The 15,542-nt window shown below is 58.3% G+C and carries 17 protein-coding genes and 1 pseudogene; 1 reads left to right on the forward strand and 17 read right to left on the reverse strand.

The window, feature by feature from the left end:
- The 14 genes from ACF0H7_RS25245 to trmJ form a co-directional block, all read right to left on the reverse strand.
- Positions 1–1,032 (reverse strand): helix-turn-helix domain-containing protein, encoded by a 1,032-nt coding sequence (locus ACF0H7_RS25245; RefSeq protein ID WP_397449560.1) that lies wholly within the window; start codon positions 1,030–1,032, stop codon positions 1–3.
- Complete coding sequence (pilW, locus tag ACF0H7_RS25250) at positions 1,032–1,790, reverse strand: type IV pilus biogenesis/stability protein PilW (RefSeq protein WP_397449561.1); 759 nt, start codon at positions 1,788–1,790, stop codon at positions 1,032–1,034. The genes ACF0H7_RS25245 and pilW overlap by 1 nt, the downstream gene beginning before the upstream one ends.
- Positions 1,791–1,804: 14 nt before the next feature.
- On the reverse strand, positions 1,805–2,953 hold the full coding sequence (gene rlmN, locus ACF0H7_RS25255) for a 23S rRNA (adenine(2503)-C(2))-methyltransferase RlmN (protein WP_397449562.1): 1,149 nt from the start codon (positions 2,951–2,953) through the stop codon (positions 1,805–1,807).
- A gap of 28 nt (positions 2,954–2,981) precedes the next feature.
- Entirely contained in the window at positions 2,982–3,407 is a 426-nt protein-coding gene (ndk, locus tag ACF0H7_RS25260) for a nucleoside-diphosphate kinase (protein WP_007916882.1), read from the reverse strand.
- A gap of 90 nt (positions 3,408–3,497) precedes the next feature.
- A complete protein-coding gene (gene iscX, locus ACF0H7_RS25265) occupies positions 3,498–3,698 on the reverse strand; it encodes a Fe-S cluster assembly protein IscX (protein WP_397449563.1) in 201 nt (66 codons plus the stop codon).
- A gap of 15 nt (positions 3,699–3,713) precedes the next feature.
- Entirely contained in the window at positions 3,714–4,055 is a 342-nt protein-coding gene (fdx, locus tag ACF0H7_RS25270) for an ISC system 2Fe-2S type ferredoxin (RefSeq protein WP_397449564.1), read from the reverse strand.
- Between the two features lie 3 nt (positions 4,056–4,058).
- Positions 4,059–5,921: a Fe-S protein assembly chaperone HscA gene (gene hscA, locus ACF0H7_RS25275; protein ID WP_397449565.1), complete on the reverse strand. Its 1,863-nt coding sequence runs from the start codon at positions 5,919–5,921 to the stop codon at positions 4,059–4,061.
- Positions 5,922–5,965: 44 nt separating this feature from the next.
- Positions 5,966–6,487 (reverse strand): co-chaperone HscB, encoded by a 522-nt coding sequence (gene hscB, locus ACF0H7_RS25280; RefSeq protein ID WP_397449566.1) that lies wholly within the window; start codon positions 6,485–6,487, stop codon positions 5,966–5,968.
- An 8-nt stretch (positions 6,488–6,495) separates the two neighbouring features.
- Positions 6,496–6,819: an iron-sulfur cluster assembly protein IscA gene (gene iscA, locus ACF0H7_RS25285; RefSeq protein ID WP_397449567.1), complete on the reverse strand. Its 324-nt coding sequence runs from the start codon at positions 6,817–6,819 to the stop codon at positions 6,496–6,498.
- Between the two features lie 45 nt (positions 6,820–6,864).
- Positions 6,865–7,251 (reverse strand): Fe-S cluster assembly scaffold IscU, encoded by a 387-nt coding sequence (gene iscU / locus ACF0H7_RS25290; RefSeq protein ID WP_259105889.1) that lies wholly within the window; start codon positions 7,249–7,251, stop codon positions 6,865–6,867.
- Positions 7,252–7,338: 87 nt separating this feature from the next.
- Positions 7,339–8,553: an IscS subfamily cysteine desulfurase gene (locus ACF0H7_RS25295; protein WP_397449568.1), complete on the reverse strand. Its 1,215-nt coding sequence runs from the start codon at positions 8,551–8,553 to the stop codon at positions 7,339–7,341.
- A 44-nt stretch (positions 8,554–8,597) separates the two neighbouring features.
- A complete protein-coding gene (iscR, locus tag ACF0H7_RS25300) occupies positions 8,598–9,089 on the reverse strand; it encodes a Fe-S cluster assembly transcriptional regulator IscR (RefSeq protein ID WP_397449569.1) in 492 nt (163 codons plus the stop codon).
- 182 nt (positions 9,090–9,271) lie between these two features.
- On the reverse strand, positions 9,272–10,048 hold the full coding sequence (cysE, locus tag ACF0H7_RS25305; RefSeq protein WP_397449570.1) for a serine O-acetyltransferase: 777 nt from the start codon (positions 10,046–10,048) through the stop codon (positions 9,272–9,274).
- Positions 10,048–10,821 carry a tRNA (cytosine(32)/uridine(32)-2'-O)-methyltransferase TrmJ gene (gene trmJ / locus ACF0H7_RS25310; RefSeq protein ID WP_397449571.1) on the reverse strand — a complete coding sequence of 258 codons (774 nt, stop codon included), beginning with the start codon at positions 10,819–10,821 and terminating at the stop codon, positions 10,048–10,050. The genes cysE and trmJ overlap by 1 nt, the downstream gene beginning before the upstream one ends.
- A gap of 144 nt (positions 10,822–10,965) precedes the next feature.
- On the opposite strand from trmJ, the gene suhB reads away from it, so the two are divergent.
- Positions 10,966–11,781, forward strand: coding sequence for an inositol-phosphate phosphatase (gene suhB, locus ACF0H7_RS25315; RefSeq protein ID WP_397449572.1), 816 nt, complete (start codon positions 10,966–10,968; stop codon positions 11,779–11,781).
- A 211-nt stretch (positions 11,782–11,992) separates the two neighbouring features.
- Here suhB and ACF0H7_RS25320 read toward each other — a convergent pair whose 3' ends face one another.
- The 3 genes and pseudogenes from ACF0H7_RS25320 to secD form a co-directional block, all read right to left on the reverse strand.
- Complete coding sequence (locus tag ACF0H7_RS25320; protein ID WP_397449573.1) at positions 11,993–12,565, reverse strand: glycine zipper 2TM domain-containing protein; 573 nt, start codon at positions 12,563–12,565, stop codon at positions 11,993–11,995.
- A gap of 125 nt (positions 12,566–12,690) precedes the next feature.
- A complete protein-coding gene (gene secF, locus ACF0H7_RS25325; protein WP_397449574.1) occupies positions 12,691–13,602 on the reverse strand; it encodes a protein translocase subunit SecF in 912 nt (303 codons plus the stop codon).
- Positions 13,603–13,611: 9 nt separating this feature from the next.
- Positions 13,612–15,484: pseudogene (gene secD / locus ACF0H7_RS25330) on the reverse strand (protein translocase subunit SecD).
- Positions 15,485–15,542: the final 58 nt, after the last annotated feature.

Genomic DNA, 15,542 nt, shown 5'->3' on the forward strand with positions numbered 1-15,542 from the left:
TTATTGCCCTAATTTCAGGCGAGCAGTTTCGCCGCTGGTAAAGGGTGCTACATCCACGGGCTGGCCGTTGTAGCTCACTTGAACGCCGCGAGCGAAGCCCAGTCGCACGGTCAGTGGCGGCTTGCCGCTGACGTCCAGGCTATCGCCTTTGCGTTTCAGACCGCTGACCAACACTTTACCATTGCCATCAGTAACCTGGGTCCAGCAATCATTCACAAACTGTATGTGGACCTGGCCAGCACCCGCCGCAACAACGGCCGGGGCCGCTGGCGTGGTGACGGGCGCGGTGGTCGCCGGTGTCGGTGCAACGGTGGTGACCGGAGCCAATGGCGCGGTATGCACCGGAGCAGCAGGCACCACCGGCGCCACGGCGACATGGACCGGTGCAACCGCAACCACCTGGGCAGGCGCGACAGCAGCCGCCGCCGCTACAGACGGTGCAACAGCAGCAGCGGCCGCAACATCGGCAGGTGTGACCGCAGGCGTTGCCGGTGTGCTCTGGTTCTCGGCGACCGCCTGGTCTTCCGGCTCATCCAGCGGGTGAATCTGCGTCGTGCCGTCGGCGCTTTCGACTTCGACGTGCTCCAGGTTCATGCCGGTTGGTTCTTTGCCGCGCATCGCTGCCTGGTCTTGCCACCAGAAAAATCCAGCGCCCACCAACACGATCAGCAACAACAGGCTGACAATGCGCAAAATGTTGTGCGACAGGCGCACCGGTTCTTCGATACGGCCCAGGCTATGCACGTTGCTGCCCTGGCCATCGGTACCGGTGTAGTGATCGAACTGTTGCACCAGCAAGGTCTGATCCAGGCCCAGCAGTTTGGCGTAGGCACGGATATAGCCGCGGGCAAACGTGTGCCCAGGCAGCTTTTCAAAATCGCCAGACTCGACGTTGCTCAAGGACGTTACGGTGAGGTTGAGCCTCGAAGCCACATCGGGCAGCGACCAGTTTTTACTCTCACGGCCCTGGCGCAAGGTTTCACCAGGGTTTGCGCGAGTGGCTGCTACAACTTCGGGATGCGCCGCTTTCATCATTGCTCCGACAGGTATTGCTGATATTCCGGCGTACCGGGATAGAGTCTTTTTAGTTGCAAGGCGTAACTGGCCGCCTTGTTGCGATCGTCGTAGATTTTTGCCAACCGCGCACCGAGCAATAGACTACGTGCATTCTGGTCGCTCAGTTGGCTAAAACGGTCGTAATAGTCGCGTGAGGGCACATAATGCCTGTCTTCGTAAGACAACTCAGCCATTTCCAGCAATGAGCGCGGTTGCCGAGGGTCCAGACGCAATGCTTTGGTGAAATAAGTGATGGCTTCGTCACGCTGGCCAAGCTTGATGGCCGTCAGCCCCAGGTTCTCGAATACCCGCGAGCGTTCGGTGTAGAGCGTATCGTTGGAGGCTTGGAGAAAACGCTCGCCGGCTTCCTTGTAACGCTTCTGGTCGTACAGAAAGCTGCCGTAGTTATTCAGGATTCGTGCGTCGTTGGAGCGCGATGACAGGGCTTTCTGATATTGCTTGTCTGCCAGCTCGGGTTCCATTTCCGCCTGAAATACCACGGCCAGCGCGGCATTGGCATCCGGGTCGGAGCTGTCCAGGTCGAGGGCCTTTTTCAGCGGAACCTTGGCGAGTTCGGTCTGACCTTGCTGCAGGTAGCCTACACCCAGCTGGACGTAGGCCGCACGCGCCGCATCCCGGCCTTTGCTGGTGCTCATCGGGTCGACATTCCCCGTTGATACACAGCCGACCAGCAAGCTGACAAAACACAACAGCAGTGCAGCACGCAAGGTCATCAAAAGCCTCTCAGTCAGGTACGGGGCGCAGCGCTTTGAGCCAGATCGGCCTCGACGCTCAACTCGCGTACAGCGATATAACGTTCGCTGCGACGAGTACGATCCATGACCTGGCCAACCAACTGACCGCAAGCCGCATCGATATCTTCGCCGCGCGTGGTGCGCACAGTGACGTTGAAACCGGCGTGATGCAACTGATCCTGAAAACGACGAATCGCATTGTTGCTCGGGCGCTCATAACCCGAGTGCGGAAACGGGTTGAACGGGATCAGGTTGATCTTGCAAGGTATATCCTTGAGCAGCTCGATCATCTCGACGGCGTGCTCGACCTTATCATTGATGTCCTTGAGCAAGGTGTACTCAATGGTCAGCACACGTTTCTCGCCGAGCGACGACATGTAGCGCTGGCAGGATTCGAGCAGGACCTTGAGCGGGTACTTCTTGTTGATCGGTACCAGCTGATTGCGCAGCGCGTCGTTGGGCGCGTGCAGCGACAGGGCCAAAGAGACGTCGATGTGCTTGGAGAGCTCATCGATCATCGGTACCACGCCGGAGGTGGACAACGTCACCCGACGCTTGGAAATGCCATAGCCCAGATCATCCATCATCAGATGCATGGCGGCCACGACATTATCGAAGTTCAGCAGCGGCTCCCCCATGCCCATCATCACCACGTTGGTGATGGCACGGTCGGCGGTTGCCGGGATACTGCCAAAGGATTTGTTGGCAATCCACACCTGACCGATGACTTCGGCGGCGGTGAGGTTGCTATTGAAGCCTTGTTTGCCGGTGGAGCAGAAACTGCAATCCAGGGCACAACCCGCCTGGGACGAAACACACAAGGTGCCGCGTTTGCCCTGAGGGATGTAAACGGTCTCGACGCAGCTGCCGGACTCGACGCGAACCACCCACTTACGGGTGCCATCGGTAGAGATGTCCTCGCTGACCACTTCAGGACCACGAACTTCAGCACAGGCCTTGAGTTTTTCACGCAGGGCCTTGCTGACGTTCGTCATGGCGTCGAAATCATCGACGCCAAGATGGTGAATCCACTTCATTACCTGACCGGCACGGAAACGCTTCTCCCCGATTGAGTCGAAGAATTTTTCCATTTCCAGCTGAGTCAGACCCAACAGGTTAATTTTGCCGATCGATGTAGTCATGGTTTCACCTTCACTCTTAAGCCAATGCTTAGCGAGTGGTTACTTCAGTAGCTGCGAAGAAGTACGAGATTTCACGGGCAGCAGCGGCTTCGGAGTCCGAACCGTGTACCGCGTTGGCATCGATCGAATCAGCGAAATCAGCGCGGATGGTGCCGGCAGCTGCTTCTTTAGGGTTGGTAGCGCCCATCAGCTCACGGTTCAGAGCGATAGCGTTTTCGCCTTCCAGAACCTGAACGACAACCGGACCGGAGATCATGAAAGCAACCAGGTCGCCGAAGAAACCACGAGCGCTGTGTTCAGCGTAGAAGCCTTCAGCTTCAGCCTTGGACAGTTGCTTCAGTTTCGAAGCTACAACGCGCAGGCCAGCTTTTTCGAAACGAGTGGTGATCTCGCCGATAACGTTTTTTGCAACAGCGTCAGGCTTGATGATGGAGAAAGTACGTTGAACAGCCATGGTGTAACTCCAGAAACGGTAATTTGCGAAAAATTAAACCCGCGAATTATACGCGGGTTTAGAGGTATTGCCTAACTGCATGCGACGGACTCAATCCGCCTCTTCGATCCAGGCCGCCTGAATGGCCTCCAGCACCTTCTCGCCACCGCGCGTCGGATCGTCGCTGAATTCTGGCAAAGCTACGACCCAGCGTTGCAGATCGACGAAATTCACGTAGCGCGGATCGGTATCAGGCTTGCTTTCAGCCAGTTGGATCGCGATTTCCAGCACATCAACCCATTTCAGGCTCATGACAGTTCCCTTGAATCAGTGCGGCGCTTCGGCAGCATGGTTAAGCGAGTATTTCGGAATTTCAACGGTCAGGTCTTCAGTCCCGACCTTTGCCTGGCAGGTCAGACGCGACTGCGCCTCCAATCCCCAGGCCCGATCAAGATAGTCCTCTTCCAGCTCATCGGCCTCATTCAGCGAATCAAAACCTTCGCGAATGATGCAATGGCAGGTGGTGCAGGCGCAGACGCCACCGCAGGCGCTCTCAAGCTCGATATGGTTGTCATGGGCCACTTCGAGAATCGACTTACCGGTTTCGGCCTCTACCACCATACCGTCCGGGCAATGCTCGGCGTGAGGCAGAAAAATGATCTGCGGCATCAGTTATTCCTCGATTTCATTCAGATTACGGCCTGCCAGCGCGGACTTCACCGTCGAGTCCAGGCGTCGGGCAGCGAAGGCATCGGTCACCTGCGACAGACGCTTGGTCTGTTGCTCGATGGCCAGACCATCGGTGCCTTGCATCAATTCAGTCAGTTCCTGCATCTGGTGCTCGATGGCCAGCCGCTCGTCAGCGTCGAGCAAGCGATCACCGTCAGCCTCCAGCGCGCCTTGCACCGCTTCGATCAGGCGCTGAGCGTCCACTTGCTGCTCACGCAACACGCGGGCGACCTTGTCATCACTGGCATGCTGGAACGAGTCCTTGAGCATGCGCGCGATTTCGCCGTCGGTCAGGCCGTAGGATGGCTTGACCTGGATGCTCGACTCCACGCCCGAACCCAACTCACGGGCAGAGACACTGAGCAAGCCGTCGGCATCGACCTGGAAGGTGACACGGATTTTCGCCGCGCCCGCCACCATCGCCGGAATACCGCGCAGCTCGAAGCGCGCCAGGGAACGGCAGTCGCTGATCAGCTCACGCTCGCCTTGCAGCACATGCACCATCATCGCCGACTGGCCGTCTTTGTAGGTGGTGAAATCCTGTGCGCGAGCGACCGGGATGGTGGTGTTGCGCGGAATCACCTTCTCCATCAGCCCGCCCATGGTTTCCAGCCCCAGGGACAGCGGAATCACGTCCAGCAGCAACAGCTCTTCACCATCGCGCTTGTTGCCAGCCAAGGTATCAGCCTGGATCGCGGCACCGATGGCCACCACTTGATCCGGGTCGATTTCGGTCAGCGGACGACGACCAAACAACTCGCCTACCGCCTCGCGAACGCGCGGCACACGGGTCGAACCGCCGACCATGACCACCGCCTCGACGTCTTCGATTTCGATGCCAGCATCCCGCACCGCACGCCGACAGGCTTTCAGGCTACGAGCCAGCATCGGCTCCAGCAGCGCATCGAACGCCTGACGAGTCAGCACCGAACGCCATTCGCCATGCGAAACGTCAACCGAATCGACATCGGTCAACGCTTCTTTGGCGACGCAAGCGGTTTGCAGCAGGCTGCGTTGCGCAGACGGATCGAGGTCGGCGGAAAGGCCCGCTTCACTGACGATCCAGCTGGCAATTGCGTGATCGAAATCGTCGCCACCCAGCGCCGTGTCGCCGCCGGTTGCCAACACTTCGAACACACCGCCGGTCAGGCGCAGGATGGAGATATCAAAGGTGCCACCGCCCAGGTCGTAGATCGCCACCACGCCTTCAGCGTGTTGATCCAGACCATAGGCGACTGCCGCTGCGGTGGGCTCATTGAGCAGACGCAGCACGTTAAGCCCGGCCAGACGCGCTGCGTCCTTGGTGGCCTGGCGCTGAGCATCGTCGAAATAGGCCGGAACAGTAATCACCGCTCCGACCAGTTCGCCACCCAGCGCCTCTTCGGCGCGCTGACGCAGCACCTTGAGGATTTCCGCCGACACTTCCACCGGGCTTTTCGCGCCCTGGACAGTATCGATGAACGGCATGTGCGACTCACCACCGACAAAGCGGTAAGGCAGTTGTTCGCCGAGCTGCTTGACGTCAGACAGGCCACGGCCCATCAAGCGCTTGACCGACAGCACGGTATTGAACGGGTCGACCGCGGCGGCGCTTTTGGCGCTCTGCCCGACTTCGACGCGATCAGCGTGATAGCGGACGGCGGACGGCAGGATGACCTGCCCGTCAGCGTCGGCCAGCGGCTCGGAAAGACCACTGCGCAATGCAGCGACCAGCGAATTGGTAGTACCCAAGTCGATACCCACAGCCAAACGACGTTGGTGTGGTTGAGGACTTTGGCCGGGTTCGGCGATCTGCAGTAGGGCCATGCTTATCTGAATTTCACAGGCGTGCGGCCAGGGCCAGCACGGAGTTAATCGTCGAGGCGCTCTTCCAGCTGGCGCACTTCGTAGGTGAGCTTGTCGAGGAACTGCATGCGACGCATCAGGCGCTCGGCCTGTTCGCGCTGTGCAGCATCATCCCAACAAACAGCGAAGCTTTCGTTCAGTTGTTCCTGAGCCACTTTGAGCCGGCGCTTGAAGACCGCGACACCCGCCAGGTCGGCATCATCCTGCAACTCCTCAAGCTCTTCGCGCCATTGCATCTGCTGCATCAGAAACTCGGGGTCTTGCACGGTGACTTCCAACGGGATCTCGTGCCCGCTCAGCGTCAGCAAGTAACGCGCCCGTTTCGGAGCGTTCTTGAGCGTCTGGTAGGCCTCGTTGAGACTGGCCGAATGTTCGAGCGCCAGGCGCTGCTCACGCTCGGAAGCATCAGCGAAACGGTCCGGGTGTACGCCACGCGCCAACTCACGGTAGCGCGTCGCCAACTGATCGAGATCCAAACGGAAACCGGGTTTCAGCTCGAATAAAGCGAAATGACAAGGAGTACCCACGTTCAGCCTCAGATATTGAAGCTTTCGCCGCAGCCACATTCACCGCGCGAGTTGGGGTTGTTGAACTTGAAGCCTTCGTTCAACCCTTCCTTGACGAAATCGAGCTCTGTGCCATCGAGATAGACCAGGCTTTTCGGATCGATGATCACTTTGACGCCGTGCAATTCGTACACGGTGTCTTCGCTGTCCGCCTCATCGACGAACTCCAACACGTAGGCCAGACCGGAACAGCCCGTGGTGCGAACACCCAGGCGAACGCCGTCACCTTTGCCGCGACCGTCGAGGGAGCGACGGACGTGGTTAGCGGCAGCTTCTGTCATGCTGATAGCCATCGAAACTCCTTACTTGAATCAAGCTTCGTTAAAAAGAGGCTCTGTTCAGAGCAAGCCTTTCTTCTGCTTGTAGTCGCGAACGGCCGCCTTGATAGCGTCTTCTGCGAGCACCGAGCAGTGAATCTTCACCGGAGGCAACGCCAGCTCTTCAGCCAGTTGAGTGTTCTTGATGGTCTCTGCTTCATCCAGAGTCTTGCCCTTCATCCACTCGGTTGCCAGGGAGCTGGAAGCGATCGCCGAACCGCAACCATAGGTCTTGAACTTGGCGTCTTCGATGATGCCCTGCTCGTTGACCTTGATTTGCAGGCGCATCACGTCGCCGCACGCCGGTGCGCCGACCATGCCAGTGCCAACATCTGGATCTTCCGCGTCCATCTTGCCGACGTTGCGCGGGTTCTCGTAGTGGTCAATGACCTTTTCGCTGTAAGCCATGGTAATCAATCCTCTTTCATCAGGAATCGCTCTTCGGGCCGAGTCGGATACTGGATCCGCAGGGCCCGTTGGGGAGGCGACTTTAAATTAGTGCGCTGCCCACTCGATTTTCGAGATGTCGACGCCGTCTTTGTACATGTCCCACAGCGGCGACAAAGCGCGCAGCTTGGTAACGGCCTCGCAAACTTTCTGCGCGGCGTAGTCGATTTCTTCTTCGGTGGTGAAACGGCCGAAGGTGAAGCGGATCGAGCTGTGTGCCAGCTCGTCGTTGCGGCCAATGGCGCGCAGCACGTACGAAGGCTCAAGCGACGCCGAGGTGCAGGCCGAACCGGACGAGACCGCCAGGTCCTTGAGCGCCATGATCAGCGACTCGCCTTCAACGTAGTTGAAGCTCAGGTTCAGGTTGTGCGGAACGCGGGAAGTCATGCTGCCGTTGATGTACAGCTCTTCCAGGTCTTCAACCTGCTTGTAGAAACGGTCGCTCAAGGCTTTGATGCGCACGTTTTCGGCAGCCATGTCTTCTTTGGCCACACGGAACGCTTCGCCCATACCGACGATCTGGTGGGTCGCCAGGGTACCGGAACGCATGCCACGTTCGTGACCGCCGCCGTGCATGGTCGCTTCGAGGCGAACACGCGGCTTGCGACTGACGTACAGTGCGCCGATGCCTTTAGGGCCGTAGGTCTTGTGCGCCGAGAACGACATCAGGTCGACTTTCAGCTTGGACAGGTCGATCTCGACCTTGCCGGTGGACTGTGCCGCATCGACGTGCAACAACACACCGCGCGAACGGGTCAGCTCACCGATGGCCGCGATGTCGTTGATGGTGCCGATTTCGTTGTTGACGTGCATGACCGAGACCAGAATTGTGTCGTCACGCAGCGCTGCTTCGATCATCGCCGGCGTGATCAGGCCGTCTTCGCCCGGCTCGAGGTAGGTGACTTCGAAACCTTCACGCTCCAGTTGACGCGTGGTGTCCAGGACCGCTTTGTGCTCGATCTTGGAGGTGATCAGGTGCTTGCCTTTGCTGGCGTAAAAGTGAGCAACACCTTTGATCGCCAGGTTGTCAGACTCGGTGGCACCGGAGGTCCAGACGATTTCACGCGGGTCGGCGTTCACCAGATCAGCAACCTGACGGCGAGCATTTTCGACCGACTCTTCAGCTTTCCAGCCAAAGACGTGGGAGCGCGATGCCGGGTTACCGAAGTTTCCGTCAACCAGCAGGCATTCACTCATCTTCTGCGCAACGCGCGGATCGACTGGGGTAGTCGCGGAGTAATCGAGGTAAATCGGCAATTTCATTGAGTCTCTCCTATCAGGCAGGCGCGCCGCTCATTCATCTGCGTTCATTCGACGGCTGATGTTTCGATCTTATCCAGCTGCGGTGTTCTGCATGTGTTGCGACGCAGATCCTGACGCTGAGCGACTTCTTGCACCTCACGGCGAGTAACAAGGTCGGCCAGGCTTATACCGCTAAGGAATTCGTGGATTTGCTGACTGAGGTCGCACCACAAGTGGTGGGTCAGGCAGGTATCGCCGGCATGGCAATCGCCTAGCCCCTGGCAACGCGTCGCATCGACGGATTCGTTGACTGCGTCGATCACTTGCGCGACCTGGATGCCTTTCATGTCGCGGGACAACTGGTAACCACCACCAGGACCGCGCACGCTCGACACCAGATTGCTGCGACGCAATTTGGCGAACAGTTGCTCGAGGTAGGACAGGGAGATGCCTTGCCGCTCAGAGATATCGGCCAGAGACACTGGCCCATGCTGCGCATGTAACGCCAGATCAAGCATGGCAGTTACAGCGTATCGGCCTTTTGTAGTCAGTCGCATGGCAGTTACCACGGAGGTTCGGAATGAGGGCGAGTATGCTATTCCCGAGTATTTAAGTCAACTATTAGACCTAGTAAAATAGTCGGGATTACCTGCGAAATAGCGGCGGCATCATAACAAATACAGGGGCGTAATGGCACGCCCCTCCTTAGGTCTAATCCCGAACTCCAATGCCAAAGCCTTTAGCCGGTTGTGACCGTATCCGCATCCTTGACGCAGGCGAACACCTCTTCACGCAGCTCTGGCAGCGCTTTGCCGTGGTAATCGCTGCCCAGCTTGTTCAACGCTTCGCCCATACCTTCCAGACGCACATCCACCGCCTGCAAATGATCGAGCAACTGCGCAATGGCCCGCGCCACCGGGTCCGGCATGTCCTCGCTGACACCATAGGCGGTGAAACCGAGCTTCTCGGCCATGGCTTTGCGCTTGGCTTCGGTCTCATCATCGGACTTGACGATGACTCGCCCAGGAATGCCGACAACGGTCGCACCCGGCGGCACCGCTTTGGTCACCACCGCGTTGGAGCCGACCTTGGCGCCCGCACCAACCGTGAACGGCCCCAGCACCTTGGCACCAGCACCGACCACTACGCCCGCCTCCAGCGTTGGGTGACGCTTGCCTTTGTTCCACGTAGTGCCGCCCAGAGTTACGCCCTGGTAGAGCGTCACGTCATCGCCAATCTCGGTGGTTTCGCCGATGACGATACCCATGCCGTGGTCAATGAAGAAGCGCCGACCAATGGACGCCCCCGGATGAATTTCGATCCCGGTCAACCAGCGACCGAAGTTCGATACCACCCGCGCCAGCCATTTCCAGCCAGCCAACCACAGGTAGCGCGACAGACGGTGCAGCCAGATCGCATGCATGCCGGGATAGCAGGTCAACACTTCAAAAGCGTTGCGCGCCGCCGGATCACGGTGGAACACACTCTGGATATCTTCCCGCAGGCGCTCGAACATTACTGATCCTTCCGCTTATGGGGCTCGCCGCGCGCAACTTTCTGCGTCTCGGTGAGGATGCCGCGCAAAATATTCATTTCCGACCGATACACCGCGCTACGACCGAACAGTCGACGCATACGCGCCATCAGGTGCCGGGGGTTTTGCAGATCGAGAAAGCCGATATCGACCAACGTGGCTTGCAGATGGCCATAAAACAGCTCCATCTCGTCCATCGTCACTTCGTCGGCACTGCGAGTAGAAGCCACTTCGGTCTTCTCGAGCTTGGTCGGTTGACCCTGCGCCGCCAGCCAGGACATGCGCACCTCATAGGCGAGCACCTGCACCGCAGCCGCGAGATTCAGCGAACTGAACTCGGGGTCGGAAGGGATATGCACGTGGTAGTGGCAGCGCTGCAACTCTTCATTGGTCAGGCCGGCGTATTCACGACCAAACACCAGGGCGATTTCCGCACCCTGCCCCGCCTGTTCAGCCGCCATCACCCCGCATTCACGGGGATCGAGCAGCGGCCACGGGATGCGGCGGTCGCGAGCGCTGGTGCCGAGCACCAGATTGCAGCCGACCAACGCATCTTCCAGGGTGGCGACGACTTGCGCGTTCGCCAGAATGTCGTTGGCGCCAGAGGCCCGCGCGTCGGCTTCATGGTGGGGAAAAGACAGTGGATCGACCAGCACCAGGCGCGAAAGCCCCATGTTTTTCATGGCACGCGCAGCCCCACCGATATTGCCGGGATGACTGGTACCGACCAGGACAACACGAATATTTTGCAGCAAGGCGGTTCTCACAGACTGGAGAAAAGGGGAGCAAATCTTACAGAAACCCCCTCATTTACGCTATGGACGCGTATGTAAGCTGGAAATAATTGGTCGCAGCCAATACAATGTTCGGCTTTCTTTAACGACCTAGGTGAAACGTCCATGCAGCCCATGCTGAATATCGCGCTGCGCGCCGCCCGCAGCGCCAGTGAATTGATTTTCCGCTCCATCGAGCGCTTGGATACCATCAAGGTCGACGAGAAAGAAGCGAAAGACTACGTCAGCGAGATCGATCGCGCTGCCGAGCAGAGCATCATTACCGCACTGCGCAAGGCTTATCCAACCCACGGCATCCTGGGTGAAGAGAGCGGCATGCATGAAGGCAGCGGTGAAGGCACCGACTACCTGTGGATCATCGACCCGCTCGATGGCACCACCAACTTCGTGCGTGGCGTTCCACACTTTGCCGTGAGCATCGCCTGCAAATACCGTGGCCGCCTTGAGCACGCCGTGGTTCTGGACCCCGTCCGCCAGGAAGAATTCACCGCCAGCCGTGGCCGTGGCGCCGCACTCAACGGTCGTCGTCTGCGCGTCAGCCAGCGCAAGAGCCTTGAAGGCGCGCTGCTGGGTACTGGCTTTCCGTTCCGTGACGGCCAGATGGACAACCTGGAAAATTACCTGGGCATGTTCCGCAGCCTGGTTGGTCAGACTGCCGGCATCCGCCGCGCCGGTGCCGCCAGCCTGGACCTGGCTTATGTAGCCGCTGGTCGTTTCGATGCGTTCTGGGAGTCGGGCCTGTCCGAGTGGGATATGGCTGCGGGCGCCCTGCTGATTCAAGAAGCCGGCGGCCTGGTGAGCGACTTCACCGGTGGTCACGACTTCCTGGAAAAAGGCCACATCGTTGCCGGCAACACCAAGTGCTTCAAGGCCGTCCTGACCTCGATCGCACCGCACCTGCCGGCATCGCTTAAGCGCTAAGCGACACAGGTGAACAAAAACCGGCTTCGGCCGGTTTTTTTTGCGCGGAAAATTCCTGGGGAGACGCGAAATCTGCAGAGCCAACTTGTTGGCGAGCCGCATAACGCGATCTATCAGGCATACCGCCTCGCGAACAAGTTCGCTCCTACAAATGGGGTGCATGCCCCTTAAACAAGAAAAGCACCCGAAGGTGCTTTTCTTTGAATCTGTATTACTGGTTAGTTTGGCCTTGTGGCGCAGGCCCACCATCACCCAACACTAACTGACCTTGTTTGTTCACCGGAATTTGATTACCCGGGTCACGGTCCATGCGCACTTGACCGACTTTACCATCCAACTGGTACTTCACGTCATAACCGACAACCTTGCTACTGATGTCGTTAACGGTATTACATTTAGTTTGGTTCGTGGTGTAGGTATCGCCGTTCTGCATGTGCTCCTGCACCTTGTTACCGGCATAGCCACCACCGACCGCACCGGCAACCGTAACGATCTTCTTACCGTTACCACCGCCGACCTGATTACCCAGCAAGCCACCGGCGACAGCACCGATAACCGTGCCGAGGATCTGATGCTGGTCCTGCACTGGCTTCTGATGGGTGACCACCACGTCCTTGCAGACTTCACGCGGTGTTTTGATTTGTTCGTTGACAGGCTGTACGCCCAGCACTTGTGCGTATTCAGGTGCGGAATTGCCTTTGACCAAGCTATAGGTGGCCACAGCGCCCCCGGCAGTTACACCGACAGCACCCAATACAGCACCCACTAATAATGACTTGTTCACTTGAATCTCCTGGCTTACCTGATTGCGAGAGATGTCCCACGCTACTCCTAGCCTTGGAGCACAAAAAAGGGCGTGAGTTCAAAAACTCACGCCCTTTAATATTTAACCGGTAAAGCGCTCAGGCTTTATGGACGGTCATCAACCTTCTCAGCCACTACTGGAGGAATCAAATCCTCGGTAGTCAGGCTCAACCAGATCAACACTACGTTAGCGATGTAGATCGACGAGTAAGTACCCGCCAGAACACCGATGAACAATGCGACGGAAAAGCCGTGCAGGCTGTCGCCACCAAAGATCCACAGGGCCACGATCGCCAGCAAGGTGGAGATCGAAGTCGCCATCGTCCGCAACAGGGTTTGCGTAGTGGAGATGTTGATGTTTTCGATCAACGTCGCCTTGCGCAGCATCCGGAAGTTTTCCCGAACCCGGTCGAATACCACGATGGTGTCGTTCAGCGAATAACCGATGATCGCCAATACCGCAGCCAGCACCGTCAGGTCAAACGTCACCTGGAAGAACGACAGGATACCCACAGTCACCACAACGTCGTGGATCAGAGAGGCAATGGCACCGATCGCGAACTTCCACTGAAAGCGGAACGCGAGGTAGATCAATACCCCACCCAGCGCCATCAGCATGCCAAGACCGCCCTGGTCGCGCAGTTCTTCACCGACCTGAGGGCCGACGAATTCCACGCGCTTGACTGTCACCGGGTTATCCGCGCCAGTCTTGCGCAGTACGTCCGCCACCTGGTTGCCCAGCTGTGGATCTTCACCCGGCATACGCACCAACAGATCGGTGGTCGCGCCAAAGCTCTGCACGATCGCGTCGTGATAGCCGGCAGAACCCAGTTCTTCGCGCACTTTGCCCAAATCGGCTGGTTTTTCGTAGGTCAGCTCGATGAGCGTACCGCCAGTAAAGTCCAGCCCGTAGTTCAGCCCCTTATGGAAGAAGCTGAACATCGCCAGTGCCGTGAGGAACATGGTAAACGCGAACGCAACGTTGCGAACGCGCATGAAGTTAATGGTGTTCAACATGGCAGCCCCTTAAATCCACAACTTCTTGAAGTCACGTCCGCCGAAGATCAGGTTGACCATTGCGCGGGTCACCATGATGGCCGTGAACATCGAGGTAAAGATCCCGAGGGACATGGTCACCGCAAAGCCTTTGACCGGACCGGTACCCATCGCGAACAGAATCCCGCCGACCAGCAGCGTGGTCAGGTTGGCGTCGAGGATCGCGGTGAATGCCCGGCCGAAGCCTTCGTTGATTGCGCGCTGGATAGTCATGCCCGCCGCGATCTCTTCACGTATCCGCGAGAAGATCAGTACGTTGGCGTCGACCGCCATACCCATGGTCAACACGATACCGGCGATACCCGGCAGGGTCAGCGTTGCTCCCAGCAGCGACATCAGGGCCAGCAGCATCACCATGTTCACACCCAGCGCGACCGTGGCGATGATGCCAAAGAAGCGGTAGATGGCGATGATGAACAGCGACACGAACAGCATGCCCCACAGCGAAGCATCGATACCTTTGGTGATGTTGTCAGCACCCAGGCTCGGACCGATGGTGCGCTCTTCAGCGAAGTACATCGGCGCAGCCAGACCACCGGCACGCAGCAACAGGGCCAGTTCGGAAGCTTCACCCTGGCCGTTCAGACCCGTAATCCGGAACTGACTGCCCAGCGGCGACTGGATGGTCGCCAGGCTGATGATCTTTTTCTCTTCCTTGAAGGTCTGAGTCGGCACGTCTTTCTCGACACCGTCGACCATCTGCTTGCTGTAAGTGGTGGTCGGCTTCTGTTCGATGAAGATCACCGCCATGCTGCGACCCACGTTGCTGCGGGTTGCACGACTCATCAGATCGCCACCATGGCCATCCAGCTTGATGTTCACTTGCGGACGACCGTGCTCGTCGAAACCAGCCTTGGCGTCAGTCACCTGGTCACCGGTGATGATCAGACCACGTTCGACCGGTGCCGCAGGACGACCACCCTCGCGGAACTCGAACAGCTCGCTGGTGGCCTTGTTGTCATCCGGACCTGCGCCCAGACGGAACTCAAGGTTGGCCGTCTTGCCCAGAATACGCTTGGCTTCAGCGGTGTCCTGCACGCCCGGCAGCTCAACCACGATACGGTTGGCGCCCTGACGCTGAACCAGAGGCTCGGCGACACCCAGTTCGTTGACCCGGTTACGCACCGTGGTCAAGTTCTGCTTGATCGAATATTCACGAATTTCGGCGATCTTCGCTGGCGTCATCGCCAAACGCAGGACGAACAGGTCTTCGCTGGCGATCGCTTGGGGTCAGCGTGAAATCGTTGTTGTTCTTGCGAATCAGGGCAATTGCCTGGTCACGCGCGTCTTTATCGCTGAAGCCGAGCTGAATGCCACCGTCCTGTTGAGGCAGGCTGCGGTAGTGAATCTTCTCTTTGCGCAACAGGGTTTTGACTTCGCCGTCGTAGACTTTCAGACGTGCATCCAGCGCTTTGTCCATGTCCACTTCCAGCAAGAAGTGCACACCACCGGACAAGTCCAGACCCATCTTCATCGGGCTTGCGCCGATGCCGCGCAGCCATTTAGGCGTGGTCGGTGCCAGGTTCAGTGCGACGACATAGTCATCACCCATCGTCTTGCGCACGACGTCCTTGGCCGGCAACTGGTCTTCCTGCTTGCTCAGACGCAACAAACCGCCCTTACCCTTCTCAGCCAGGGAGGAAGCTTTGACCGTAATGCCTGCGTCGGCAAGCGCTTTGCTCGCACGATCCAGGTCAGCCTGATTCACCTGCAGCGCAGTGCTTGCGCCACTGATCTGAATAGCCGGATCGTCAGGATAGAGATTGGGTGCGGAATAAATGAAGCCGATCACCAGCACCGCCAGGATCACCACGTATTTCCACAGAGGGTATTTGTTCAGCATCACGCCGCCCGCTTATAACGCGGGGCGCCTTGCGCGCCCCGTCGATTGGTAAAAGACT

This window comes from Pseudomonas sp. NA-150 (assembly GCF_044336365.1).
GTDB lineage: Bacteria > Pseudomonadota > Gammaproteobacteria > Pseudomonadales > Pseudomonadaceae > Aquipseudomonas.

Coding starts and splice junctions, on each gene's coding strand:
- iscR (WP_397449569.1), bottom strand. CDS start 9,089: ATGCGACTGACTACAAAAGGCCGATACGCTGTAACTGCCATGCTTGAT.
- iscU (WP_259105889.1), bottom strand. CDS start 7,251: ATGGCTTACAGCGAAAAGGTCATTGACCACTACGAGAACCCGCGCAAC.
- pilW (WP_397449561.1), bottom strand. CDS start 1,790: ATGACCTTGCGTGCTGCACTGCTGTTGTGTTTTGTCAGCTTGCTGGTC.
- suhB (WP_397449572.1), top strand. CDS start 10,966: ATGCAGCCCATGCTGAATATCGCGCTGCGCGCCGCCCGCAGCGCCAGT.
- iscX (WP_397449563.1), bottom strand. CDS start 3,698: ATGAGCCTGAAATGGGTTGATGTGCTGGAAATCGCGATCCAACTGGCT.
- rlmN (WP_397449562.1), bottom strand. CDS start 2,953: ATGACTACATCGATCGGCAAAATTAACCTGTTGGGTCTGACTCAGCTG.
- secF (WP_397449574.1), bottom strand. CDS start 13,602: ATGTTGAACACCATTAACTTCATGCGCGTTCGCAACGTTGCGTTCGCG.
- ndk (WP_007916882.1), bottom strand. CDS start 3,407: ATGGCTGTTCAACGTACTTTCTCCATCATCAAGCCTGACGCTGTTGCA.
- ACF0H7_RS25295 (WP_397449568.1), bottom strand. CDS start 8,553: ATGAAATTGCCGATTTACCTCGATTACTCCGCGACTACCCCAGTCGAT.
- fdx (WP_397449564.1), bottom strand. CDS start 4,055: ATGCCGCAGATCATTTTTCTGCCTCACGCCGAGCATTGCCCGGACGGT.
- iscA (WP_397449567.1), bottom strand. CDS start 6,819: ATGGCTATCAGCATGACAGAAGCTGCCGCTAACCACGTCCGTCGCTCC.
- ACF0H7_RS25245 (WP_397449560.1), bottom strand. CDS start 1,032: ATGAAAGCGGCGCATCCCGAAGTTGTAGCAGCCACTCGCGCAAACCCT.
- hscA (WP_397449565.1), bottom strand. CDS start 5,921: ATGGCCCTACTGCAGATCGCCGAACCCGGCCAAAGTCCTCAACCACAC.
- cysE (WP_397449570.1), bottom strand. CDS start 10,048: ATGTTCGAGCGCCTGCGGGAAGATATCCAGAGTGTGTTCCACCGTGAT.